Source organism: Mycobacterium sp. (assembly GCF_035570115.1).
Classification (GTDB): Bacteria; Actinomycetota; Actinomycetes; order Mycobacteriales; family Mycobacteriaceae; genus Mycobacterium.
Genome location: NZ_DATMLH010000078.1, coordinates 1 through 24555, shown reverse-complemented (window position 1 = coordinate 24555; position 24555 = coordinate 1). Strand labels below are relative to the sequence as shown.

Sequence of the window (24555 nt, the reverse complement as noted above, 5' to 3'; positions counted from 1 at the left end):
CACGCGGCTCAGGCAGCTCCGTCGGCATCCGCCAGAAACTCCAGCAGCAGCTCGTTGACGATCGCCGCTTGTTCAATCTGCGGACAGTGGCCGGCCGCCTCGACCACGGCTGACCGGGCCCCGGAAATCTGGTCTGCGATCTCTTTTGCCCAGCCCGGCGGAAGAAGCTTGTCGCACGCGCCCTCGAGGACAAGTGTCGGAACCGAGACACGTTCGTAGGCCCGTGTGCTCGACGGGGTCGGTGGTGGCGGCGCTCCCGGCCGGCGAAAACGGGCCGCGGCGAGTGCCTCCCACGCACCGGGAGCGGTGCTGGATTCGTGACGGCGCCGCACATATTCGTCGTCCGCCGGATAGCACGGGTCATGAAACAGCGCCTCGACGATCCGGCGCATGGCCGGCACGGTCGCGTCGTAATCATAAAGCGCGTCCATGTGCTGGTTGCGTTGGATTTCGCCGCCGCCGCAGATGGCCACTAAGCTCTGCATCGGTAGCACCGGGCAGTCCGACGTCGCGTCGGTGAGCAAGTTGATGGCGCCCATCGAATTGCCGACGAAATGCGCGGAGTCGACCCCGAGCTCGTTGCAGAATTGCGCGATGTGTCGTATCCGCATACCGCGCCCGTCGTTGAAGTCGATGACTTTGGCCGACTGGCCGAAGCCCAACATGTCGGGCGCCAGCACTCGATACCGCTCGACGAGTGCAGGTATCGTTCGCTCCCAGCCGATCTCGGCGCTGACGCCGAACTCGCCACCGTGCAGCAGAATCACCGGTTCGCCGTCCCCCGCCTCCAGGTAGCTAGTGATCAGCCCGTCGACCACGACCGTTCTGCGTCCAATGTCCATGAGACCCTTACTTGATCGCGATGGGGTTCACGGGCGAGCCAACCGCACCAACGACTCTCAACGGGGGGGCGATGAGCTGAAACTCGTACACACCGTCGGCCGCACAGTCCGCCGCCAGTGCGGTGAGATCCCAGTACTCGCCGAGCACCAGGCCCATGTCGCGCAGGCACAGCATGTGCATGGGCAGAAACGTTCCCTCGACCCCGGATACCGGGTCTTCGACCATGAGATTATCGGCGGCCACCGCCGCGATGTCGTGGTCATGGAGCCAAGAGGCGCAACGCCAGTCCAGCCCGGAGCCAGGCTCGGCCCCATTGCCGGTATCCAGAAACCTTGCCCACCAGCCGGTTCGGATCAGTACGATGTCGCCGCGCCCGACGGTAACGCCCTGCGACCGGGCGACGTCGTCGAGTTCGGCCGCGGTGATCGGATTGCCGAGCTCCAGAAAAGTCTCCACACCGCGATGGCGAACGAGGTCCAGTAGCACGCCACGCGAGGTGATGCCCTTGACGTCAACTTTCTCGATGCCGCAGTGGAATGCACCGAGGCTCGTCACCGAACTCGCCGGAAAGCCGTTGTAGAGCTGATCGTCGTAGTAGACGTGGGAGAGCGCATCCCACTGGGTTGCCGCCTGCAGCGGCATGATGATCATGTCGTCGTTGAAGCGGAAAGGATTGTCCTGGAAGTATTTCCCGAGCTCCGCCGCCCCAGGGTTGCGGGCCCACTCCGGCCCGTAGCGGGCCAACGTGTTCACATCGCCACCGTCCACCGTCATCACATGGATCGGGTTGTGCCGGAACTTGAAGGCGCCCTGCGGGCCCGACGAGCCGAAGTCCACACCGAGGGGAAACACCTTGCCGTGCTTGACCAGACTAGCTGCTTGCGCAACCTTGTCCGCGGTGATGAAGTTGAGTGTGCCAAGCTCGTCGGCATCTCCCCAGCGTCCCCAGTTGCAGACATCGCGTGCGACCCGGCGAAAGTCGGTCAGGCTGGCCACAGCGCGCGCCCTTCCTCAAGTTCACGCGCGATGGCCGCGCCTATATTGCCGCCGTCGACCCACAGGACTTGTCCCGAAATATAGCTGGCCGCTTGGCTATTCAAGAATACAAGCACAGCGGCCTGCTCGGCCGGCTCGGCGACCCGGCCAAGGGGTTTGGGGATGTCATCGAGGTACCGCTGGCCGTAGGCAGTGCGCAGCTGGTCGAGAATCGGGGTCTCGGTTACGCCCGGTCCAGTGCAGTTGATCCGAATACCTCGAGCACCGAGCGCGGCGGTATTTCTCATGGTGTAAAGGATGATCGCTTCCTTCGACAACCGGTAGCCCCCGCCGGCCAGCGCGTCCGGATGGCGGTGACACCACTCGATTCCCTCGGGCATCGTGCGGGTGTTCAGCAGTCCGCCGACGACCTGCTGATGCTCCCGGTAGGCGGCCGCCACCAGCGAGGACACACTCACGATGGACGATCCAGCCGGCATTTTCTCCGAGATCGCCTCGGTGACCTGCCGTAAGCCGAGGAAGTTGATCGTGACGACGCGCAACGGGTCGCCGATTCCGGACGAGACGCCGGCGATGTTGAACAGCGCATCGACGTGCCGGCCTATCGACGCGACGGCACGGTCGATGGACGCCGGGTCACTCAGGTCGAGGGCGTGGAATTCGGCGATGTCGGACGTAGGTGGATGCTGATCCAACCCGACGACGTCGGCCCCAAGCTCGGTGAGCTGCCTGACGACGTGGGCCCCGATCCCCGACGCACACCCGGTCACCACGGCACGGCGACCGTCGTAACGCCACAGCTCGTCGATCTGTCCCAACTGTCAGACCACTTCCGGTTTCACGACTGCTGATCTTTCTGCTCTTTGAGACGCTGCGCAGCCTGGACGCGACCTTCGTTGATTTCGGCCATGGCCTCGGGGATCTCGCTCGCGGTGAACTTTCCTCCCCGGCCGGTGGGCAGGCCGCCGAACGAGTAGCCCTCGTCAAACTGCGGGGCGGTCGACTCCCGACGACGCGCCTCGATCTTCTCGACGACCGGCGCTAACCGCTTGGCCTTGTCGGCCACCGCCTTTGCATCGCGCTCGATGAATTCCGGCAGCACTTCTCTACCCATCAGCTCGATGGATTCCATGGTGCCTTCGTGGCTGCGCGGGTTGAGCAGCAAGATGATCTCGTCGACGCCGCTGTCCTCATAACCGCGCAGGAACTCCCGGACGGTGGCCGGCGACCCGATGGCCCCGCGACCGGGGCCGTACGCCAGCGTCGGATCCTTCTCGCATTCTTCGAGATAGCGCTTCCACACTCCAGTCCGCCCAGGCGTGTGGATACCGGTCATGTAGTAGTGCATGATCCCGAACGAGAAAAATCCGCCACCCATCCCGAGGCGCTTGACTGCCTGCTCGTCAGTCTTAGCGACCATCATCGACAGGTCACCTCCGATGGCGAGGATGTTCGGGTTGATCTGCGGGGTGATCGGGACGCCGCTTTCCTCGAGTTCTTTGTAGTAGCCGTTCACCCGCTCGGTGAGCGGACCGGGACCGGTGTAAGCGAAACTCAGCGCGCCGATGCATTTCTGGGCGGCCATCTGCACCGACGCCGGCCTGGTGCAGGCGACCCAAACCGGCGGGTGCGGCTTCTGCAGCGGTTTGGGGATGACGTTGCGAGCCGGCATTTCGATGTGCTCACCCTTGAACCCGGTGAAGGGCTCCTCGATCATGCAGCGGATCGCCACCTCCAGCGCCTCTTCCCATTGGGCACGCTTGTCAGCGGGGTCGATGCCGAAGCCCCCCAACTCGCCGATCGAGGAAGATTCGCCGGTGCCGAACTCGACTCGGCCGTCAGAGATCAGATCGAGGGTGGCGATACGTTCGGCGACCCGGGCGGGATGGTTGACGGCCGGCGGGAGGTGCATGATGCCGAATCCCAGCCGGATGTTTTTGGTCCGCTGGCTGGCCGCGGCCAGAAACATCTCCGGAGCGGTGGAGTGACAGTATTCCTCGAGGAAGTGGTGCTCGGTCAGCCACACCGTGGAGAAACCGGCCTTGTCGGCCGCCTCGACCTCGTCGAGGCAGTCCTTTAGCAGCTCATGCTCGTCGTCCGGCTGCCATGGGCGGGGCAGGGCGAATTCGTAGAACAATGAGATTTTCAATTGGTACCTCCCGGAACAATCGAGTGAGTTGAGCTCGTGTTGACAAGGTGCTTGGCCGCGACGTAGCCGAAAGTCATTGCCGGACCGATGGTCGCGCCAGCACCGGCGTAGCTGCGTCCCATCACCGCCGCCGATGTGTTGCCCACGGCGTACAGGCCGGGTACGACGGTGTCGTCGCCGCGTAGCACCCGGGCGTATTCATCCGTGCGCAGACCACCGGATGTGCCGAGGTCGCCGAGAACGACCTGAAAGGCGTAGTAGGGCGGCTTGCCGAGCGGATACAAGTTCGGATTAGGCAGGGTCGGGTCGCCGTAGTAATTATCGTAAACGCTGTCACCTCTGCTGAAGTCGTCGTCGTGGCCGCGCTGGGCTAGTTCGTTGTAGCGCGCGGCGGTCTCGCCGAGTTGGCCGGCCGGCACCCCGATCTTGGCCGCGAGTTCGTCCCAGCTCTTCGCCGCTTTGACCACACCCGACTGCAGCCAGGCAGCCGGAATCTTTCGCCCGGTGGGGACGGGCGCGCCCGGGATCTTCGGCAGCGGAAGATGTCCGGCGACGACGTAGCGATTCCACGACCGATGGTCGGTGATAAGCCAACAGGGGATGTGGGTGACACCGGATTTCTGACCGTCGATCATCGCGTGACCGAAGTCCATGTAGGGCGCCGCCTCGTTGATGAATCGCTTCCCCGCGCCGTTGACGATGAACTGCGACGGCATCATTCGCTCGTTGAGCATGAATTGCATTCGACCATCGGGCCATTGGATGGCCGGAAACCACCAGGCTTCGTCGAGCAGGTCGGCGGCGGCACCGACCCGCTGGCCAGCCCGAATGCCGTCGCCGGTGGCGGCGGGGTTGCCGAAACTCCAATCCTGTTCCACGATCGGCTGGTGCTCTTTTCGCCATGCGAGGTCGTGGTCGAATCCGCCGGTCGCCAGGATAACCCCTCGCCTGGCGCAGATCCTCAGCGGTGTACCATCTTTCATGATGATCGCGCCGGTCACCGATCCGTCGTCGTCGGTGAGTAATTCCGTCATCGGTGAGTCCAGCCACAGCGGGATACCGCGGTCCTTCATCGCCAGCCGCAGCCGCGCGGCCAGCGACTGGCCGATCGCGGCGATTCGATCCCCGAAGACACGGGCCCGGACCATGCGCCACACCAGCTTCACCAGGACGCCCTTGCCCGCCCATGACTGGCGCACCCGGTAGAACGACCGAAGCTCTTTGGGCCCCAGCCAGATTCCCCTGGGCGCCAGCGCTAACGGCTGTAACAGATGTTGTTCTTCCTCCGCCAACGTGCGCAAGTCGATCGGGGGGACGTTGATCGTGCTGCCGAGCTCGGAAGCACCCGGCAATTCCGGGTAGTAGTCGGCATAGCCAGGCTTCCAGACGAACTCGAACCACGGGCTGAGGTGTTCGAGGAACTCCATCATTTCCGGCGCCGAGTCGACGTATTGCCGGATCCGCGCATCGCCGACCAGGCCATCGGTGATCCGCCGCAGGTAGTCGACGACACCGTCCGGCGACGGCGAGTAGCCCGCCCGGCGTTGCGCCGGCGCTCCCGGTACCCAGATGCCACCGCCGGAAAGCGCGGTGGAACCGCCGAATTGGCTGGACTTTTCGACGACCAGCGTCTCCAGACCAGAAGCGTGGGCAGCCAGCGCCGCCGTCATGCCGCCGCCTCCAGAACCGATCACCAGTACGTCGACTTCGTGTGTCATCGGCGCCGCTCCTCATCGCGTCGCTCTGCATCGTCGCGGGCGCGGCTCATTTGCGCCGCTCCTCCTCATCGCTTCGCTCTGCATCGTCGCCGGCGCGCGTCATGTCGCCGGCACCGCCGTTCTCACCGCAAAGCCGGCGATCAGATCGGGGGCCGGCTTGTAGTAACGCACTCCCGTCTGGTACGGACCGGCCGCCGCGAGTGCCGCGAAAGCGGCCACCCAGGTGCGGATCTCGTGTGCGGAGTTGCCGCCCTCTGCAGCGATGAACGAGTTCGACCACCTATCCAAGTCGTCGAGTTGTCCGCCGTCGAGGATCTCGAGGAATTGGCGATCCCACTCGGGATTGAGGGGCTGCAGTTCGCTGCCTCCGTCCGCGAAGGCCTTGGCCGCTTCCATCACCGCTGCCTGGCGCGCGAGGCGCTGCTCAGGCGTCATTGGTCGGCCCTGCACGATTCTTTCCACGACTGCCGGAGTCGCCGTTGCCAGCGTCGGGACCGGCGGATCGTGTGACAGCCCACCGGATCCCACCACCAGGACCCGCTTGTTCAGGGTGGCCAGAAAGCTGCCGACAGCGGTGCCGAGCGTGCGGCAGCGATGCAACGGCCCGAGCGGGGTGGCGACCGAGTTGATGAAGATCGGTATCACCGGATGCGCCGTGACCGCACCGAACAATTTCTCCAGCGGTTGAACGGTGCCGTGATCCACGTCCATGTCCGCCGATATGGCGATGTCGACGCCCGCGGACAGGACCGCCTTTGCGCAGGCAACCGCGGTGGCTTCCGGAACATCCAGCGGCCCTTTGTGGGTGCCGTAATCGCCGACTCCCTGGGCTTCGGTGCCGATGCAGAACGGTGGCATCAGCTTGTAGAAGAAGCCGTTGTAGTGATCGGGGGCGAATATGACGACGAGCTCCGGGTTGAAGGTCTCGACGAATTCCCGTGCCTGCGCCAGTGCCGTGTCAATGTCGTCAAGGAGGTCCCGCGACGGCCCGGGCAGATTCAGTAGCGGGCTGTGGGACATACAGCACAGGGCTAGCGGCATGGTTTCCTCCCGGTATCAGGGCGAGGACGTCGAGGAGTGAGGCACTGAGGTCGGGTGCGAGTTGAGCGATGCAGGCGCCCGCGATGCAACGATCGGGGCGCAGGAACAGCACCGATTCTTGTTGGGTGTCGAACCAGGCTTTGAGATGACCGCCGCGGTCCCCGACGACCACGACGTCCGGATCGTCGTGGCCGGTCCAGTGCAGCTGGCACAGCGGCCGCGCTGCCACGAACTTTGCGCCCAGCGCCTTCCAGTTCGCAAACGCTGTGGCGCGGAGGATTTCGCGCGGATTGTTGTTCCAGCACAGTACGGCGAACCCTCCGCCCAGGACGTCGTCGAGCAGGACATTCTGGTGTTCGCGGGTGTCCACCCGAGGTTGCACGAACAAGGTGCCGACCGGCGAGTCGGCGCGACGCGGCTCGGAATGCACGACCGCCCCCTGCTCGTATCGCGGCATCGGCTTGAACCGCATCTCCAGCACATACCTCTTGAGCGAGGGCACAATTGACGCGGACCGCACCAGAAGATCGCGAGCCGCGGCGACTCGCGGGTTGGTCGGGGAGATGACGCGCCCCACCATCGTCGACAGGTCGATCATCGCCCGGGCGTGCTTGCGGCGCTCCGCGTCATAGCTGTCGAGCAACGCATCCTCGGCGTACCCGGTCACCACCGCCGCAAGCTTCCAGCCCAGATTCGTCGCGTCCCGGATACCGCTGTTGTAGCCCTGTCCCTGCCACACCGGCATCAGGTGGGCGGCGTCTCCTGCGAGCAGGAGACGCCCACGACGAAACGCCCCGGCGATGCGCGAATGATGGGTGTAAACCCGGTGCCGGATCACGTCGACTCGGTCGGGATGCGGGACGAATGAAGCGAGCATTCGCGAGAGGAAGGCCGGATCCTCCGCCTGCTCGTCGGTCTCGTTGGCGTGAATCATGAACTCGAAGCGGCGAATCCCGTGTGCGATCGAGATCGAGGCGTAGGGGCGCCGCGGGTCGGCGCCGACCTCGCTGTTGGGATGTCCGAGCGGATCGTTGGCGACGTCGACGACCAACCAGCGTGTCGGCGAGGTGGTGCCGTCGAAAGACACCCCCATCAGCCGCCGAGTGGTGCTCCGCCCGCCGTCACAGCCGACCACGTAACGTGCCCGCAGATTCTTCCGCCCAGCCTCCCCGTCGAGTTCGACCGTTACCGCACCGTCGGTTTCTGCGCATGAGGTCATGGGGTGGCCCCACCACACGTCAACGTGCTCGAATCTGTCTAACCCGCTGAGCAACTCGGCGTCGACCAACGGTTGCACGAAGCCGTTGCGTTTGGGCCAGCCGAACCGCGCGTCCGGCGGCGCCATTTCGGCCAGCACTCGACGCTTGGCGTCGACGAATCGCAGGATCTGGTTGGGCACCGTGTGAGGCAGAATGCGATCGACCAGACCGATCGCCTGAAAGGTCCGCAGCGACTCGTCGTCAAGACCCACACCGCGGGGATAATCGATCAGCGTCGCGCGTTCGTCGACCACCAGTGTGCGTACGCCCTGCAGGCCAAGGATATTGGCCAGGGTCAGGCCGACCGGGCCCGCGCCGACGACGACGACGTCGACCTGGTGGACCTCTTGGTCATGACCCACAGTCAGCGCCCCAGCAGGAAGTCGAGATGCAGGCGGTTAAAGGTCTTGGCGTCCTCGTACTGCGGCCAGTGACCACAACCGGGCATCAGCTCAAACCGCGCGCCGGGGATCATCGACGCGATTCGGCGGCCCTCAGTGACATCGGCGGTCGGGTCATCGCTGGTCCACAACACCAGGGTGGGTGCGGTGATCGCCCCATACTCGGCCGGGCCGAGCAGGTTGCGCGCCCGAATCTCTGGATCCTGCAAGGCCATGATGTCGCGCATCGCCGCGACGAAGCCCGGCTGGCGATATACCCGCTGCCGACTGGCGACCAAGTCGTCGTAGTCCTTGGACTTGTCGGCCATCAGCCACTTGATTCGCGCTTGCACGGTTTCCCAGGTCGGGTTTTCCGCAGCCGCCATCGACAGGGTGATGATTCGCTTCATCACCTCGGGGTCAGCCTGCGAACCGCCGGCGGTGTTGAGGACCAGCCGGTCAACCCGGTCGGGATGGTCGACGGCAGCGCGGGCCGCCACCCAGCCGCCGAGTGATTCGCCGGACAGGTTGGCGTGCTCGGTGCCGATGGCGTCGACGACCGCCATCAGGTGTTCGACATAGTGGGCGACCTCCAGCGGGTGGCCGGGTTTGTCGGTGTAGCCGTGCCCCAGCATGTCGATCGACCAGGTCCAGAAATGCTCGGCGTGCGCTTCTAGATTGCGGACATACGCCTCGGCATGGCCACCCGATCCGTGCAACAGCACCAGCACCGGCTTGGCCGAATCGCCCGATCGCAGGTAGCGGGTTCGCACGCCGCCGGCATCGAGGTAGCCCTGCTCGAAAGGGACGCCCTGCAGATCGCTCCACACGCTTTCGTGCTCGGCCACCGGTTCCTCTCTTGTTATGGCGCGCGGCCCCTAACGGAAATTTTGTTCTCGTTGAACGCCAACACCCTGTGCTAAAATCGCACATTGATGTGCACTATGTATAGAGCATCACTCTCCGCCGGTTGTCTGTCAAGGGAAGCGCAGGTCGCGTTGGCCGCCCCCACCCCGGAGCGCTGACATGGCGGAGACGCGGACCACCACCGCGCCCGGTTCGCAAACCCTGGCCCGGGGGCTCACTGCGCTGCAGCTGGTAGCCGATGCCCCGGCGGGGCTGACCGTGCAGCAGGTCGCCGATGGCGTCGGCGTGCATCGGACGATCGCCTATCGCCTGCTCGCCACGCTTTCCCAATTTCGATTCGTCGCCAAGGGTGAGGACGGACGCTATCGGCCGGCCGCGGGTCTGGCGATTCTCGGCGCGTCGTTCGACCGCAATGTGCGCCAATTGAGTCTGCCGACCCTGCGCGCGCTCGCCGACGCTCTGGGTACCACGGTGTCGTTGCTCGTCGCGGAGGGCGACCAGCAGGTGGCCATCGCGGTGATCGTCCCCACCCAAGTCGCCTACCAGCTGGCCTTCCACGAGGGCAGCCGCTACCCGCTGGACCGGGGGGCCGCGGGCATCGCGTTGTTGGCGAGCATGCCCGCCCGCCCGGACGAACGCGACCTCGTCGCCCGCGCCCGCGAGCAGGGCTGGGTGATTACCCACGGCGAGATCGAGCCGAACACCTACGGCCTGGCCGTCCCGGTGCGGCGTCCAGCACCGTCGCCGCCGACTTGCATCAACCTGATTTCGCACCGGGAGGACGTGGTGATGCGCGGCCAGGGCGCAGTCATCAAGGCAGCCAAGGAATTATCGGCGCTACTTAGCTGACCTGAGCTGAAAGGAAACGAGCTAATGCCGTCTTGGGACCACGAAGCCGATGTCGTCGTACTGGGCAGCGGCGGGGCCGCTCTGACCGCCGCACTCACCGCGGCGGCCAACGGCGCTTCGGTTGCGGTCTACGAGAAGGCCGCGACTGTCGGTGGCACGACAGCGGTTTCGGGTGGCGTGGTGTGGATCCCCGCGCATAAGCGAGCGACCGACGGCGAATTGACGGTAGATGATGCGCTGAAGTATCTCGACGCGCAGTCGTTCGGCTCGATGGACCAGGCGCTGGTCGAGACGTTTGTGCGAACCGGTCCGGCGATGCTCGACTTCGTCGAGGCGCACAGCGGATTGCACTTCGAGATCGCCGATGGTTTCCCGGATTACAAACCGGAGTTGCCCGGCGGCCGGCCGACCGGGGGACGATCGCTGACCGCAGCTCCCTTCGATCTCGCCAGACTGGGCGAATGGCGGGATCGGATCACCTCGTTCCCGGCTGATTGGTCCAACGTCGGTTTCGACGCCGAAACCCGGGCGAGGCTGCACGCGGCTATCGATGAGAGCACAACGGATCTGTGTGTGGCGGGGACCGCGCTGATTGCCGGTCTGCTCAAGGGATTACTGGACTCCGGTGTCACGCCCGTCACGAATGCCCGGGCCGAGGAGCTTTACGCCGAAGGCGGCGGGATTGTCGGGGTCCGGATCAGCCGCGCCGGAGAGCAACTGAGGGTGCGCGCCCGTCACGGCGTCATCCTGGGCACCGGCGGATTCGAATGGGATCCGTCATTGGTCAACGCCTTCCTGCGCGGACCGATGCACGGCGCCGTCTCGCCGCCCAACAACACCGGCGACGGGTTGCGCATGGCGATGGCGCACGGTGCCGATCTGGCCAATATGGGCGAAGCGTGGTGGGTGCCGATCGTCCAGATCCCGGGCGACACGATCGACGGCAAGCAGCGCAGCCGCAGCGTACGCCTGGAACGAACTCGCCCACGCAGCATCATCGTCAATCGGACCGGGAAGCGATTCGTGAACGAGGCCTGCGATTACAACTCGATGGCCGGCGCGTTTCACTACCTGGACCCACGCGACGGCTATATCAACGATCGGGCGTGGATCGTGTTCGATTCATTGCACCTCAAGCGCTACGGCTTCCTGGGTGTCGAGCCGGATGAGCCGGTCCCGGATTGGTTCTGCGCGTCAGCCGATCTGGCCGAGTTGGCCGCCAAGACCGGCATCGCACTCGACGGACTCACCCGCACGATCGAGGACTGGAACCACAATGTCGGCGAGGGATCGGATCCCGAGTTCGGCCGTGGCTCAAGCGCATACGACGGCTACTGGGGCGATGACCGCGCGACGACGCTGGCCGGCAAGACGCTTGGCCCCGTCGATACCGCCCCCTACTACGCGGTGCCGGTCTCCGTCGGTGCGATGGGAACCAAGGGCGGGCCGCGTACCGACCGCGACGGACGGGTCTTGCACGTCAATGGCGCGCCGATACCGGGTCTGTTCGCGGCTGGCAATGCGATGGGCGGCGTGACCGGGCGGGCGTACGGCGGCGCCGGCGGGACCATCGGCCCGGCAATGGTTTTCGGATTCCGCGCCGGCTATACCGCGGCAACGAGCAAGTCGGTTGACTAGCTGACGGACTAGGTAAAGGCCTTCGTGACGGCTGCCATGTCGAAGTAGTCACGCCAGGCTGCGATCTTGTCGTCGTGTACCTCGAAGACACCCATCACCGGTAGCGGCACCTCGCCGCCGTCCTTGCGATGCATCACATCGGTGCGTTCGTTCATCACCACCGTGCCATCGCTGACCTGCCGTTGAACGTTGAAGTCGATGCCGTCAACCGCGGCGACGAATCCCGCGATGAATTGCTTGATCGCCTCGCGACCCCGCACCGGCTCCATGGGGATGTTGTGATAGACGGCGTCTTCGGTGAAGTACCCGGCCAATTCTTCCGGGTCGGGGGACGACCACAGCTTACAGAATTCGGTTACCAGCTCATCAGCGGAACGAGTCATTACTTTATGAAACACGTTGCCAGACAATAAATCAAGACCGCTACGCGCCGTCTGCAAAGACGCGGGTCAGCGTTCGGCGAGTGCTTGGGCGAGATCGATTGTCCCGGTTCGGATCGCGGCGACGACGCCGCCATCGACCAACAGGTCGGTGCCGGTGATGAATGCGGCTGACGGGCCGAGCAGAAACTCGGTGGCGGCGGCAATGTCCTCGGGCGTCCCAAGTCGTCGCAGGCCGGAGTTGTCGACCATGGCTTGCATCAGCGCACCGGATTCACTGCTCAGCTCCAAGCGACCCATCGCCGTGGCGATAACACCTGGGCTGATGGAATTGATCCGCGCGCCGCGCTCACCCCAGGATCCGGCCGCCGCGGCAACCCGGATTTGGTTGGCCCGCTTGGCGAATGGATACGCCATCCGGCTGTCGGTGATCTTCGAACACGCTTCGAGGCCGAGCAGCTCGTCACTCGGCACGCTCGCCAGCTGCCGCTCAACTGCCGGATCAAGCGCCGGTTGCATGTGGCCGGCCATGCTGGCGATGACGATCGCGGCGCCACCAGGCTCGATCACGCGGCCGAACTCGTCGATGCTGAGCGCGACCCCCAGCAGGTCGACCGCCAGAACCGCTTCAGCGGATGCCTGCTGCGGCGAAAGTCCCGCGGTATGAACAACAGCCGTCACACGGCCGGCCTCGCGTGCCATCTCCGCAACGGCGGCCACCGAACGCCGCGAGGCGACGTCGACTTCTCGCGTCAGCACCCGATGCCCGTCAGTGGTGAGCGCATCGGCGGCGGCATTCAGGCCTGCCGCGTTCACGTCGGCCAGCACGATGGTCCGCCCTGCTCCGACGCGGCGGGCGATCGACAGCCCCATCCCGCCGGCACCGATGATGACCAGAACCTCGTTAGCCGTCGATCGCGTTGTCATGCGTCTTCTCCTCTTCGGCACAGTGCGGTTGGGGTGCGGGGGCTAGCAGCTGTTCGGCCGCGGTGTAGGGATCGTCGCGGCCATCGGCCACCGACTCCGCGAGCCGATCCAGATCAGGGTGCGTGCGCAGCAGGGTTTGCGCCAACGACAGGATCTGGGCGCGCGCGCGAGCGGACCGGCGCGCGGCGCTGTCGGAGCGGTGGTGCGCGTCGATCGCCTGCATCAAGTCCCACAGCCCTTCGCCTTTCGCGGCGATCAGGCTGATGATCGGGGCGTTGGTCTCGCCGCGAAGGTCGCGGACGGTCTGCTCGGCGCCGTCCCGGTCGGCTTTGTTGACCGCCACGATGTCGGCGACCTCGAGCAGTCCCGCCTTCGCAGCCTGGACCGCGTCGCCGGCACCGGGATTGAGGATCACCACGGTCGGGTCGGCGACCGCGGCGATCTCGATTTCGGACTGCCCTACGCCAACCGTTTCCAGCAGGATCACGTCGTAACCCAATGCCCCAAGCAGCCGGATGGCCGCCGGCACAGCCGCGGCGAGCCCGCCCAGATGTCCCCGGGTGGCCACCGAGCGGATCAGCACGTCGGGGTCGTTGATGTGCGCCGCCATCCGGATTCGGTCGCCGAGCAGCGCACCCCCGCTGAACGGCGATGACGGATCAACGGCAAGCACCGCCACCCGCAACTCCCGCTGCCGATAAGCCCCCACCAACGCCGCGATCGTCGTCGATTTACCCGCGCCCGGCGGCCCGGTGATCCCGACGACCAGAATCGACGACGGACCGAGGTTCGCCAGCACCTCGTCACGCTGCTCACCCTCGACCAGGCTCAGCAGCCGGCCCGCGGCACGCGGCGAACCGCCACGCGCGGCCTCGATCAGATCAGCGATGGTCATCTGATGATCATGCAGCCGGAACCTCGCACATCGCGGTTTCTCTCCAATTCGGCAAGCGGGACCCGAGTCGCCCGCGGCCAGACGAGAATACTATTCTCTTGAATCGAGAGTAAGAATTGCAAGAGGGGGAACACCGATGCAAATCGCTAAGAGGCGGGCACATCGATTGTCGCTGCGGACAGCCAGACGTCATGTCGGCTGGCATCATCGCTTAGCGGCCCGAGCACCGGTTGTCGCGCGAAGGCGGGCACAACGGGCGTCGCGTCAGTCGGAGACACGTATGGCAGCCGTGAACACTATCGATCTGATTGGCGGAGCTTGACCCTCGTCGTCAATTCTTACCGGCGTTGAACTTGGCGACGATCGAGCGGAAGTCCTCGGTCTGGAAGGACTGGTTCTCGGCGCTGAGCGCGTAGTCGATCGTGGCCAGCACCGCGCGCTCGAGATGCACGTTTAGCACGCGTTTGGTGCTCTCGACCGCCTGCTGCGGCAGTTCCAGGATCTTTTTCGCGGCCTTCATTGCCTCGGCGACCGGGTCTTCCACCGCGTGATTGGCCAGGCCCAGCTCGACCGCCCGCTGGGCAGAGATCCGGGCACCGGTCAGCGCATACTCCTTGGCCAACAGCAGACTGATGTGCAGCGGCCAGGTCAGTGGCCCGCCGTCGGCGGCCACCAATCCCACCTGCACGTGCGGGTCGGCCAGGTAGGCGTTTTCGGCGATGTAGACGATGTCGCTCAGCGCGACCAGGCTGCAGCCCAATCCGACGGCCGGGCCGTTGACCGCGGCCACCACCGGTATCCGGCAGCGGGCCATGCCCAGCACGATCTCGCGTCCGTCGGCGATAGTCTTGGCGCGCAGATCAGCGTCGCCCGCCAACTCGGCCAGGTACGCGAAGTCACCGCCGGCCGAAAAGGCCCGGCCCGCACCGGTAATCACCGCGACGCGGGCGCTGGGGTCGTCGCTCAACCGCTGCCACAACTTTGCCAGCCCGTGATGCAGGTCGTCGTTGACCGAGTTCAGCGAATCGGGCCGGTTCAGGGTGATGATGCGCAGCGGCCCCTCGGCCTGCACGTCGATTTCGGTCGGCATGTCGTACATGTCAGGCTCCTAATCCCAAGATTCGCGAGGCGATGATGTTTTTCTGGATCTGAGATGTTCCGCCCATCACGCTTTGCGCGCGGCTGTACAGATAGGCGCTCAGCAGGCCGGGGTCGTCGATGCCGGCAACAGCCAACGCGGCGTGGCCGACCGACTGCTCGACCCAGGTCATCAGCAGCTTGTCCAGCGATCCGTCCGACGTGTGCGTAACACCATCGAGCTGTTCGGACAATCGCCGCCGGACGTGATGGGTCAGCATCTCGGTCTGCACAACCGCCCAGGCGAGCTCCTCGCCCGCCGGTCCGTCGGTGCGCGCGGCCAGCTCACGAACGAGCTTGCCGTAGCGGGCCGCGTAGCCCAGCGTGGAGGGTTCGCGTTCGTGGCCGACCACCGTCATGGCAAGTGCCCACCCCTCGCCCGGGGCACCAACCATGTGGTCCGCCGGCGCCAAAGCACCGTCGAAGAACACCTGGCCGAATTCGGTGGTGACACCGTTGATCATGCGCAGCGGACGCTGTTGCACGCCAGGCTGTTTCATCGAGATGATGAACGCCGAAATGCCGCGGTGGCGTTTGGCGTCCGGATCGGTACGGGCCAATAGCAGACACCAGTCAGCGACGTCGGAGTAACTGGTCCAAATCTTGTGTCCCTGGATGACGTAGTTGTCGCCCTCGCGGGTGGCGGCGGTTGTCAGCGACGCGAGATCGGACCCGGAGCCGGGCTCGCTGAAGCCCTGGCACCACCGTTCGGTGCCGTTGATCATGCCGGGCAGAAACCGGCGGCAGAGCTCTTCGCTGCCGTGTCGGGTCAGGCCGGAGACGAGGTAGCCGAGGCTGGGCCGGGGCGGGGAGCCGGCCCGTGCCAGCTCTTCGTCGAGAATGACGTCGTACACCGGCGGCAGTTCCTGCCCGCCGTACTCGCGCGGCCAGGACAACCCGAAGAAGCCGCCCACATACAGCGCACGATGCCATTCACCCTGGCGGGCCCAATACTCGTCGCCCGAGCTCGGAAATTCCTTGCCGTGCACCGAAAGCCACGATCGTAGCCGCTCCCGAAAGGCGGCTTCGTCGGGCGAATCACGATAGTCCAACGTCGATCTCCTCCAGCTTGACGGGCCACAGTTCGGTCGCGGTCAGCGCACGCCGCAGATAGACGTGCGCCAGGCACTCCCAGGTATTGCCGATGCCGCCGTGCACCTGGATGGCGGTCTCGCACACGGTTCGCGCCGCGCGCGCGCAGTAGATCTTCGCTACCCGAGCGGCCCGAATCGCCTCGACCGGGGCGAGCTCGTCAACCGCCCAGGCGGCATGACGCAGCACACTCACCGAGCCCTCGATCAGCGCCAGGCTTTCCGCGAGCAGGTGCGCAACGGCCTGATACGAACCGATCGAATGACCGTATTGCTCGCGGATTTTCGCGTAGTCACAAGCCAGGGTATGTGCGCCTCGGGCCGTTCCGACCAGGTCCGCCGATGTAGCGGCCAGGGCGAGTGCCAGCCACTGGTCGGCGACATCGGAGTCGACTTCGCCGACAGCCACCGGTGTTCCGACGACATCGGCGGTGGCCCGGGTCAGGTCGACGGCGTCGCGGGCGGCGCCCAGCTCGGCGACAAGAACCGTGGTCCCATCCAACGCTAACGCCCGCTGGTAGCCCCGTGCGTCGATGCCGCGGGCACCCAGCGCGACCGTCGACCCGGAGCCGTCGTGGCCGACATGCCGCGCCAGATCGTCGGCCAGGACCGGACCGAGAAACGGCGCGTCCACCAATCCGCGGCCGAATTCCTCGGCGACGATGGCGACTTCGACGCCGGAGGCACCGTCAGAACGCAGCGATCGCCAACCGGTGATCTCGATTTGCTTGTTCAGCCTGGCAATTCGATCTTCGTCGGCGAGACCTTGGACCGATCCCGGACCGAGGTCGTCGGCGAGTTTGGCCGCGGCGTCGCGCAGTTGTTGTTGTTCAGCTGTCAGACGTGCATCCATATTGCTCCTTCAGCACTCGGCGCAGCACCTTTCCCGAGGGCAGCCGAGGTATTTCGGGCACGAACACGACACGGCTCAGGCGTTTGTACGACGCGAGCCGCTCGCCCACCCGGGCACTGAGTTCGGCGGCGTCGACCGGTTCCCGCGTGGCGACGGCGGCGACCACCGACTCCCCGTCGACGCCGTCGGGGATTCCGAACACCGCGCAGTCTTCGACGGCAGGGTGAGCGTGCAGCACGGCCTCGATCTCGGCGGGCGCGACCTGGAAACCCCGGACCTTGATCATCTCCTTGGCCCGGTCGGTGATCCGCAGCCAACCGCCGGTGTCTAAAGATCCGACATCACCGGTGCGATACCAGCCGTCGCACAACGCATCCCGCGTCGCCTCGCAAGGCAGATAGCCGGCCATCAGCGAGTCCGACCGCGCCTGGATCTCGCCGGCCTCACCCGGGCCGACCGGCTCGCCGGTCTGCAGCGACACCACCCGCACCTGCACGCCCGGCAATGGTTGCCCAACCGAATCGAGCCGGGCGCCGTCAATCGGGTTGCAGGTGATGACCGGCAGCTCGGTGGTGCCATACGCGGGAACCCAACCGACGCCGGTGCGCTTTGTGACGGTCTGGGCGACGCTTTCGCTGACCGGGGTCGCGCCCCACATGATGAACCGCAGCGACGAGAGGTCGTAGGACTCCAGGTGCGGGTGCGACGCGATGGCCAAAGCGATTGGTGCGACGGCCATCTCGACGGTGATTCGGTCGGCTTGGATGTGCTGCAGGATTCGGTCGATGTCGAACCGGCGGTGCAACCGCATCCATACGCCGGTCTGCAGTGCCGTCACGATGTTCAGCAAGCCGAGGATGTGCGACGGCGGCGTGGCGATCTGGATTCGGTCGCGCGGGGTCAAGCCCAGCGCGTCACGCCAATGGCGAACCGCGGCGTGCAACGACGCATGGGTGTGCCGGACGGCCTTGGGCAGACCGGTCGTGCCCGAGCTGAACGCCAACACGGCGTCAGCATCCGGCGGCGGTGAGCCGAACAACGCTTCGCCTGGCGAGATCGGCTCGTCGAGATGCAGCATCGGCAGCAGTTCCGACAAGACCGCATGGTCGCCGACGGCGTGCGACGGATTCGTCAACGCCAGCGCGTGCTCCACTTCGTCGCGCTTCCAGGCGGGGCTGATCAGCACGACGGTCGCGGCCAGCCGCCAGATCGCGTGCAACGCGACGATGAACTCGGGGCGGTTGGAGGCCATCAACGCCACCCGCGCACCAGCCGTCACGCCACGTTCGCCCAGGCTCGCTGCCAGCCCGTCAGCCAGCGCTTTGAGCTGCGCGAGGCTGTAGTGGCGGTCTTCGAATACGAGCGCAGTCGGCCCACGCGGCGGCGACAACCCGCGCTGCGACATGAAGGACATTGAGAACACCCTATCGTTTTGAGAGAATAGTATTCTCTGAAGTGAAGAACGCAAAGTGTGGAGGGTGCGGGCATGACGGAACGCCACGTGTTCCAGCAGGCCACGGTGACTCGGATCATCAAGGAGACGGCCGACACCCGCAGCTATGTGCTCGCCCCACACGAGCAGCCGTTTGGCTATCGCGCCGGCCAGTTCTGCACATTCCGGGTGACGGTCGACGGCGAGGAGCTGTATCGGTCGTATTCGATGTCGAGCGCACCGGAGACCGACAGTGAGCTGATGACCACGGTCAAGCGGGTCACCGGCGGCAAGGTATCCAACTGGATCGTCGACAACGTGGTCGAGGGCGACGAGCTGACCATGACCAGAGCCGCGGGAACCTTCGTCTTGAGTCCAACCTCGGTGCCGCTGCTGGCGTTTGCCGGCGGCAGCGGCATCACGCCGATCCTGTCGCTGACCAAGAGCGCGCTAGCGACCACGGACCGGGCGGTGCGGATCCTGTGCGCCGACCGCGACCGGACGTCGGTGATCTTCGAGGCGGCCATCGACGAACTCGTCCAGCGTTATCCCGACCGGCTGTCGGTGGACCGCCATATCGATGCTGAGCACGGGCTGTTGAACCCCGATGCGGTCACGAGGTTCGTCGGCGGCGATACCGATCCCGAATGCTATGTGTGCGGCCCCGAAGGCTTCATGGCCGTGGTGCGCTCCGCGCTGCCGGATGCGGCGCGAGTCCTGGTCGAGGACTTCGACGCATCACCACCGGTCAAAGGGCCTGCATCCGAAGTGGCCGCCGACAGCGCCGAGGCTGGGGGCACGGTGACGATCCACCTCGAGCGCAAGAAGGTGTCGGTGCCGCAGGTCGCCGGCGAGACGCTGCTGGAAACGGCGCGGCGGGCCGGACTGTCGCCGCCGTTCAGTTGCGAGGCCGGCAACTGTGGGACGTGCATGGCCAGGCTCACCGAGGGCAGCGCCACCATGCGCACCAACGATGTGCTGGAAGAAGACGAGCTCGCCGACGGTTATATTTTGACGTGTCAGGCGGTGCCCGACACAACGTCGGTTGTCGTGGTTTACGAGTAGCCCCGCACTGCAGCGGCGTAAGGAATAACCGGGCTGGAACGGACTTTCAATCATGACCGACCTTTCAGCCTTCGCTGATCTCGCCGCCGCCGATCACGGGCTTATCGTGTTCACCACCTTGCGCCGCGACGGCAGTGCCCAGGCGTCGGTGGTCAACGCCGGGGTCATGCCACACCCGCTGACGAGTGCGCCGGTGGTCGCACTGGTGGCCATCGGGGGCGCGCGCAAGCTGGCGAACCTGCGCGCCGACCCGCGGACCACCGTCGTAGCCCGCGCCGGTTGGCAGTGGGCCACGGTGGAAGGTTCGGCCCAGCTGATCGGTCCTGATGACCCCCACCCGGAGGTGGACGAGGAGCGGTTGCGGCTCCTGCTCCGCGAAATCTTCACGGCCGCAGGCGGAACCCACGACGACTGGGACACCTACGATCGGGTGATGCGCGAGCAACGTCGCACCGCCGTGCTGATCTCACCCACCCGCGTTTACGCCAACCCCGCGTCGGATTAGCCGAACGGTGGTGCTCCGCTAATCCGTTTGCACCACAACACCATCTGGTTAGGGTCGTCGAAAGCCCACTACGGCTGCGGGCCGCCGCCGTATGCTGGGCGGATGCCGCAACAAGTGTTGCGTGAACGTCTGATCGAGCTCGAAGTCCCGCCCGAGGACATGGCACGCGGTCGAGCACTCCGGAAGAATGTTCCACGGCGGGCCCTTGCCCAGTTGAATCCCGCCAGGCGATCGGCAACCGAAATCTTGGTCGCCCAAAACACCGACCGGCTGCCCGAACTTGTCCCACTGCGGTTCGCGCGCATGCTTGTCGATCCCTTTTCTTTCTATCGCGGTTCGGCGGCGGTGATGGCCGCCGATCTGGCGTCAGGCCCGTCGAGCGGGATCGAAGTCATGTGCTGCGGCGACGCTCACATCTCGAATTTCGGGTTGTACGCCGCACCGCATCGCGAAATTGTCTTCGACCTCAACGATTTTGACGAAGCTGCGGTGGCGCCCGCCGAGTGGGACGTCAAGCGCCTGATCACCAGCGCGATCATCGGAGGCAGACATGCGGGTTATCCCGCCAAGGCCATCCGGCGCTGTGTGCGAGAGTCGCTGGAGGGTTACCGTTCGGGTCTGCACGCCATGCTCGACATGGACGTTCTGGACCGGTACTACCTGCGCGCGGAACCCGAGAACTACACCGCAAAGGTATCCAAGGGCTTGCAAGCGGCGTTCAAGCGGACGACGTCGCGGGCCCGCACCCGAACGTCGGCGCGTGTCTTCAAACAAACCGTGGAGACCGGGCCGGACGGGACCCCGCGCCTGCGGGAAGCGCCGCCGATTCTCCAACACGTTGCCGGCGAAACCGAAGACCGATTGCTCCACTCAGTCGGCGAGTATCTGGCCGCAGTCCCGACCGACATCGCGGTGCTGCTGTCGCACTTTCGGGTCACCGATGCCGCGCTGCGGGTGGTTGGCGTCGGCAGCGTCGGTACCCGGTGTTACTTGGTCATCTTGGTCGGCCCCAATGGCACGCCGCTGGTCCTACAGATCAAGGAAGCCAATCGATCCGTCCTCGAGGAGTACGGTGGCTGGCGCCAGCCGGATACGCTGAAAACTGCTGTCGCGATGAAGGGGCAGGGCGTACGTGTTGTCGACGGCCAGCTGATACTGCAGGCAATGTCGGATGTGTTCCTCGGGACAACATGCAACGACGGCCGCGACTACTACGTCCGTCAATTCCACGACATGAAGGGCACCATCGAAACAGAAGGCATGTCGCCTTCCACCTTCACTGAGTACGTCACCGCTTGTGCGGTTCTGCTGGCGCGGGCGCACTCACAGAGCGCAAATGCATCGACACTGCGCGGATACGTCGGCACCAGCGACACGGTATGCGAGGCCGTCGCCGAGTGGTCCAACACGTACGCCGACAAGTCCCTTGACGATTTTCATCAACTGCGCGCCGCTGCCGCCGCCGGCGACATCGAGGTCGCCGACGATCCCGTTCAATAACGGCTGGGTCTCGATGCGTCCGCCGCGGCGGTGAACGGGGCCGGCAGGCAAACGCCCACCGGCCCCAGCGATTGGCAAGCCGTCACTGTTGGAAGTAGTGGCCCGCGTCGAGATCCTCGATGAGGCCTGGACCGTCGGGATGCCAGTCGAGCACTTTCTGCGTCAGGGCGCTTGATGTCGGATTGTCCAGGGATCCGAAGACCGAAAGGAATCCGAAGTGCTCATAGGCTTCTTCGGCGGAGATGCTCGCCACCGGCAGATCCAGGTGACGGCCGATGAGGGCCGCGATCTCACGGAACGGCACGCCTTCGTCGGCGACACCATGCAACCTGGTCCCCGCGGGAGCCGCCTCGACCGCAAGCCGGTACAGGCGCGCTGCATCGAGCGTGTGGACGGCGGGCCACCGGTTGGAACCGTCGCCGACGTAGGCGGAGACGCCTTTCTCACGGGCGATGCCGATCAGCCGGTGGGCGAAGCCGTGGTGATCGAGTGTGCTGTGCACCAGCGGCGACAGCCGGACGACGGACGATCGCACGCCGCGTTCGGCCATCGCGATGGTCGCATTCTCCGAGTCGATCCGCGGACCGCCCTCGGCGACATCGTTTTCCGTCGCGGTCCGTCCTTGCGCGACTCCCGCGAGCAATAGGGTGCCGGAGGTGTTCACCAGTGGTCGGCCGGAACCCGCGAGCACCTCGCCCATTGCGTTGACGACATGCAGGTCAGTCTCGGCGGCACCCACGAAGTCGTTGTCGAAGTCGTCTCGATAGGCGAGGTGAATGACGCCGTCGGCTGCCGCGGCGGCCGCCCGGAGGCCGTCGAGATCGCCGAGGTCGCCCCGGTGCACCTCAACGCCCTTGGCCGTCAGCGCCGCGGCGGAGCTGTCCGAACGGGCCAGGCCGGTGACCCGGTGGCCGGCCTCGAGGAGTTCGTCGACGACGGCCGAACCGATGTGTCCGCTCGCGCCGGTAACAAAAACGTGCATGGGTTTCAGATCCCTTCTGATTGGCGTTCGATGCCGTCAAGTCAACGAGCGGCTTGGCCGAGTGTCCAAGATCTATTCCATATGACGCGATGCAGTTTAGGCATCACCACAGCTCATAAGGGCTATATACGGATCTGGTATTTAGCAGCCCACTACAATCGGTGCATGACTGACTCGACATCGCCGGTGGTGGACCTCGACCTGCGACTGGTCGGGTACTTCGTTGTGGTGGCCGAGCACCGGCACTTCGGCCGCGCGGCCAGCGCATTGCGCGTTGCGCAGCCGTCGCTGAGTCGGCAGATTCGCCGCCTGGAACATCAGCTGGGCGTCCGACTTTTGGACCGCACACCGCAAGGCACCCGGCTGACCGAGGCGGGCGAGGTGTTCCTGCCGCGGGCCAAGGCGCTGTTGCGTTCGGCGGCCCAAGCCGCGGCGCAGGCCCGGGCCGCGGCCCAGCCCAGCCGCGTCATCATCGGCTACACGACGGGCATGATCGTCACCCCGGCGGTGCGCGAGTTGCGCCGCGAGCACCCGGACGCCGACGTCCAAGTCTCGCACCTGGACTGGGACGAGGCGCGCGATGCGCTCCTCGGCCATCGAGTGGACGCGGTGGTGACCCGCCTGCCGTTCCCGACCGACCAGCTACGCGTGACGGTCCTCTACGACGAGCCCCGGGTGCTGGCCGTGCCCATCGACCATCGCCTCGCGGGCAGGGAATCCGTCACCCTCGACGACATCGCCGACGAGCCCATGCCGCGGGTGCGGCACTCCGATCCGGCGTGGAGTGCGTTCTGGCGCATCGATCCTCGTCCCGACGGACGCAGGGCACCCGACGGTCCGCTCATCGACGCGCTCGAGGACAAGTTCGAACTCATAGCTTCCGGGCAGGCGGTGGCCATCACAGCCGGCTTCCACGGCAACAGCGTGCGCCCCGACATCACCACGGTCCCTTTGGAAGGCGTCGAGCCCAGCCACGTCGTCTTGGCGACCCGCACCGCGGATCGCAGCCGATTGGTGGCGGCGTTCCGCAAACTCGCCGAAGCCCACCTCACCGGCCCTCGTCAGGCGTCAGTCAGCTTCGGCGGCGGGCGGTAGTCCGGCTGGTAGCCGGCAACCCGGATCGGGTTGCCCACCAGGCGGAAATCACCTGCGGTGACCACGATTTCCGGTGTGGCCGCCAACGCCTCGGGGAGCGTGCGAACCGCCGCCGCGGGCACCCCCAGCGGACGTAGGCGCGCTTCCCAATTGGCCGCGGTGTCGGTCGCGAGCACGGCCGTCACCGAGGTGAGAACCTCGTCGCGACGCGACACCCGTTCGGCCATCGTCTCGAACCCGTTGATGTTCGCTTCATTGGCAAAGGACTTCCAGAAGCCGTCATGGGTGATGAACAACGCCAGGTAGCCAGATTTCGTCGGGAACATCTGCGCTGGGACGTAATACGAGTGGGCGCCGAACGGTCGGCGCCGGGGCTCGATGCCGCTGTTGAGATAGGCGGATGCGTGGTAGTTCAACTGGGACAGCATCACGTCCCGCAGCGACACATCGACTTGCCCGCCGCGCCCCGAGGTGATTTGGGCCAGCAGCCCGAGTGCAGCCGCCATTCCGGTGGAGTTGTCCGCCGACGAATAGCCGGGCAGCGTCGGCGGCCCGTCCGGCTCGCCGGTGAGGGCGGCTATCCCGGTGGCGGCCTGGATGACGTAGTCGAAGGCCGGGTCATCGCCGTTATCCAACCCGAAGCCGGTGATCGCCACGCAGACGATGCGCTCGTTCCACCGTCGCAGCGACTGGTAGGTCAGCCCCAGCCGGATGATCGCCGACGGCTTCAAATTCACCAGCAGCGCATGGGATTCCGCGACAAGCCGCCCCAGCTCTCGTTGACCCTCGCCCGCGTTCAGGTCCAGGCAGACGCTGTCCTTGTTGCGGTTGAGGCTGGCGAAGTAGCTGTCGGAGACCCGCCGCGAGATCTCGCCGCCGGGCGGCTCGATCTTGGTGACCTGGGCGCCGAGGTCGGCAAGCAGCATGGTGGCGTATGGCCCGGCCAGCATGGT

Annotated in this window: 23 protein-coding genes; 6 read left to right on the top strand and 17 right to left on the bottom strand. The window is 65.6% G+C overall.

The features are described from left to right. Window positions 1–8 precede the first annotated feature (8 nt). From VNW74_RS05810 to VNW74_RS05775, 8 genes are all read right to left on the bottom strand, one after another. On the bottom strand, window positions 9–842 hold the full coding sequence (locus VNW74_RS05810; RefSeq protein ID WP_325675649.1) for an alpha/beta fold hydrolase: 834 nt from the start codon (window positions 840–842) through the stop codon (window positions 9–11). 7 nt (window positions 843–849) lie between these two features. Continuing rightward, window positions 850–1839 carry a cyclase family protein gene (locus VNW74_RS05805; protein WP_325675648.1) on the bottom strand — a complete coding sequence of 330 codons (990 nt, stop codon included), beginning with the start codon at window positions 1837–1839 and terminating at the stop codon, window positions 850–852. Beyond that, the gene (locus VNW74_RS05800; RefSeq protein WP_325675647.1) at window positions 1827–2657 is read right to left on the bottom strand and encodes a coniferyl-alcohol dehydrogenase; all 831 of its coding nucleotides are present in this window, start codon (window positions 2655–2657) and stop codon (window positions 1827–1829) included. The genes VNW74_RS05805 and VNW74_RS05800 overlap by 13 nt, the downstream gene beginning before the upstream one ends. A 20-nt stretch (window positions 2658–2677) precedes the next feature. Beyond that, complete coding sequence (locus VNW74_RS05795) at window positions 2678–3988, bottom strand: LLM class flavin-dependent oxidoreductase (protein WP_325675646.1); 1311 nt, start codon at window positions 3986–3988, stop codon at window positions 2678–2680. Next, window positions 3985–5706, bottom strand: a complete 1722-nt coding sequence (locus VNW74_RS05790) for an FAD-binding protein (protein ID WP_325675645.1) — start codon at window positions 5704–5706, stop codon at window positions 3985–3987. Before VNW74_RS05790 ends, VNW74_RS05795 begins: the two co-directional genes overlap by 4 nt. A gap of 99 nt (window positions 5707–5805) precedes the next feature. Then, entirely contained in the window at window positions 5806–6726 is a 921-nt protein-coding gene (locus VNW74_RS05785) for a 3-carboxyethylcatechol 2,3-dioxygenase (protein ID WP_325675644.1), read from the bottom strand. Next, window positions 6674–8374: a bifunctional 3-(3-hydroxy-phenyl)propionate/3-hydroxycinnamic acid hydroxylase gene (locus VNW74_RS05780; protein ID WP_414686606.1), complete on the bottom strand. Its 1701-nt coding sequence runs from the start codon at window positions 8372–8374 to the stop codon at window positions 6674–6676. Before VNW74_RS05780 ends, VNW74_RS05785 begins: the two co-directional genes overlap by 53 nt. Further along, window positions 8371–9234, bottom strand: a complete 864-nt coding sequence (locus VNW74_RS05775) for an alpha/beta hydrolase (RefSeq protein ID WP_325675642.1) — start codon at window positions 9232–9234, stop codon at window positions 8371–8373. Before VNW74_RS05775 ends, VNW74_RS05780 begins: the two co-directional genes overlap by 4 nt. 178 nt (window positions 9235–9412) lie before the next feature. On the opposite strand from VNW74_RS05775, the gene VNW74_RS05770 reads away from it, so the two are divergent. After that, window positions 9413–10102: an IclR family transcriptional regulator gene (locus tag VNW74_RS05770; protein ID WP_325675641.1), complete on the top strand. Its 690-nt coding sequence runs from the start codon at window positions 9413–9415 to the stop codon at window positions 10100–10102. Window positions 10103–10126: 24 nt separating this feature from the next. Continuing rightward, window positions 10127–11740: an FAD-dependent oxidoreductase gene (locus VNW74_RS05765; RefSeq protein ID WP_325675640.1), complete on the top strand. Its 1614-nt coding sequence runs from the start codon at window positions 10127–10129 to the stop codon at window positions 11738–11740. A gap of 8 nt (window positions 11741–11748) precedes the next feature. Here VNW74_RS05765 and VNW74_RS05760 read toward each other — a convergent pair whose 3' ends face one another. The 7 genes from VNW74_RS05760 to VNW74_RS05730 form a co-directional block, all read right to left on the bottom strand. Then, entirely contained in the window at window positions 11749–12123 is a 375-nt protein-coding gene (locus VNW74_RS05760) for a nuclear transport factor 2 family protein (protein WP_325675639.1), read from the bottom strand. A 66-nt stretch (window positions 12124–12189) separates the two neighbouring features. Continuing rightward, complete coding sequence (locus VNW74_RS05755) at window positions 12190–13047, bottom strand: SDR family oxidoreductase (RefSeq protein ID WP_325675638.1); 858 nt, start codon at window positions 13045–13047, stop codon at window positions 12190–12192. Further along, a complete protein-coding gene (gene meaB, locus VNW74_RS05750) occupies window positions 13025–13942 on the bottom strand; it encodes a methylmalonyl Co-A mutase-associated GTPase MeaB (RefSeq protein WP_325675637.1) in 918 nt (305 codons plus the stop codon). The genes VNW74_RS05755 and meaB overlap by 23 nt, the downstream gene beginning before the upstream one ends. A gap of 331 nt (window positions 13943–14273) precedes the next feature. Then, complete coding sequence (locus tag VNW74_RS05745) at window positions 14274–15041, bottom strand: enoyl-CoA hydratase/isomerase family protein (RefSeq protein ID WP_325675636.1); 768 nt, start codon at window positions 15039–15041, stop codon at window positions 14274–14276. A 1-nt stretch (window position 15042) separates the two neighbouring features. Next, on the bottom strand, window positions 15043–16131 hold the full coding sequence (locus VNW74_RS05740; RefSeq protein ID WP_325675635.1) for an acyl-CoA dehydrogenase family protein: 1089 nt from the start codon (window positions 16129–16131) through the stop codon (window positions 15043–15045). Next, window positions 16118–17023: an acyl-CoA dehydrogenase family protein gene (locus tag VNW74_RS05735; protein ID WP_325675634.1), complete on the bottom strand. Its 906-nt coding sequence runs from the start codon at window positions 17021–17023 to the stop codon at window positions 16118–16120. Before VNW74_RS05735 ends, VNW74_RS05740 begins: the two co-directional genes overlap by 14 nt. Further along, window positions 17001–18437, bottom strand: a complete 1437-nt coding sequence (locus tag VNW74_RS05730) for a class I adenylate-forming enzyme family protein (protein WP_414686605.1) — start codon at window positions 18435–18437, stop codon at window positions 17001–17003. Before VNW74_RS05730 ends, VNW74_RS05735 begins: the two co-directional genes overlap by 23 nt. A gap of 72 nt (window positions 18438–18509) precedes the next feature. Here VNW74_RS05730 and VNW74_RS05725 point away from each other — a divergent pair, with 72 nt between their 5' ends. The 3 genes from VNW74_RS05725 (at window position 18510) to VNW74_RS05715 (ending at window position 21525) form a co-directional block, all read left to right on the top strand. Further along, entirely contained in the window at window positions 18510–19520 is a 1011-nt protein-coding gene (locus tag VNW74_RS05725; protein WP_325675633.1) for a ferredoxin--NADP reductase, read from the top strand. A 52-nt stretch (window positions 19521–19572) separates the two neighbouring features. Beyond that, the gene (locus tag VNW74_RS05720; RefSeq protein WP_325675632.1) at window positions 19573–20025 is read left to right on the top strand and encodes a TIGR03618 family F420-dependent PPOX class oxidoreductase; all 453 of its coding nucleotides are present in this window, start codon (window positions 19573–19575) and stop codon (window positions 20023–20025) included. A gap of 102 nt (window positions 20026–20127) precedes the next feature. Continuing rightward, window positions 20128–21525 (top strand): DUF2252 domain-containing protein, encoded by a 1398-nt coding sequence (locus tag VNW74_RS05715; protein ID WP_325675631.1) that lies wholly within the window; start codon window positions 20128–20130, stop codon window positions 21523–21525. Between the two features lie 82 nt (window positions 21526–21607). Here VNW74_RS05715 and VNW74_RS05710 read toward each other — a convergent pair whose 3' ends face one another. Continuing rightward, window positions 21608–22507, bottom strand: coding sequence for an SDR family oxidoreductase (locus VNW74_RS05710; protein WP_325675630.1), 900 nt, complete (start codon window positions 22505–22507; stop codon window positions 21608–21610). 165 nt (window positions 22508–22672) lie between these two features. Between VNW74_RS05710 and VNW74_RS05705 the strand changes: the two genes are divergently transcribed. Continuing rightward, window positions 22673–23602, top strand: a complete 930-nt coding sequence (locus VNW74_RS05705) for a LysR family transcriptional regulator (protein ID WP_325675629.1) — start codon at window positions 22673–22675, stop codon at window positions 23600–23602. Here VNW74_RS05705 and VNW74_RS05700 read toward each other — a convergent pair. Further along, the coding region (locus VNW74_RS05700; RefSeq protein WP_325675628.1) for a CoA transferase at window positions 23569–24555 on the bottom strand (987 nt) is incomplete at its 5' end. The genes VNW74_RS05705 and VNW74_RS05700 overlap by 34 nt on opposite strands.